Source organism: Butyrivibrio sp. X503, from assembly GCF_003625475.1.
GTDB lineage: Bacteria > Bacillota > Clostridia > Lachnospirales > Lachnospiraceae > Butyrivibrio.
In genome coordinates this window covers 1-596 of sequence record NZ_RAIQ01000018.1, presented here as the reverse complement: position 1 = coordinate 596, position 596 = coordinate 1, and the positions used below count along the sequence as shown (strand labels likewise).

1 protein-coding gene is annotated in these 596 nt (G+C 48.5%); it reads right to left on the bottom strand.

Translation table 11 applies throughout. The annotated features are described in order from the left end of the window. A partial coding sequence (locus D6853_RS15225; RefSeq protein WP_147367785.1) for a zinc-binding dehydrogenase occupies nucleotides 1-596 on the bottom strand: 596 nt, incomplete at both ends.

Genomic DNA, 596 nt, shown 5'->3' with positions numbered 1-596 from the left:
TTATCAAGGATAACAACAGGCTTAATAAGCTCTGCAGGCTTATCCTTCATAAGCTGAAGTGCCTCCGGGATATGCTCCCAACCATGGAATACATGAGTAGAAAGCTTGCTAACATCGAGCTTACCTGAAGAAACAAGTGCTCCAAGCTTCTCCATACGAAGTCTTCCACCGGGCATAAGTCCACCTGCAAGGAGCTTGTGTCCCATACCAACGCCCCACTCTACACGAGGGATTGTGATATAGTCACCACTTCCAAGGTAGTTAACGTTACCGATCTTGCCGCCTGCTTTAAGTGCCTTAACAGCAGACTCAAATGTCTGAACGCCGCCACCTGCAACAACAACTCTGTCTACGCCAACGCCGCCTGTCATCTCAAGAACCTGATCTTCGATAGTTCCGTTCTTGTAGCTGATAAACTCATCTGCTCCGTAGAACTTAGCTGCCTCAACACATGTAGGACGAGTTCCTACAGCGATAATGCGAGATGCACCACGAAGGCGAGCACCTGCAACACTCATAAGACCAACAGGTCCGATACCGATTACAAGAACAGTATCACCGAACTGAACATCTGCGAGCTCTACACCATGGAATCC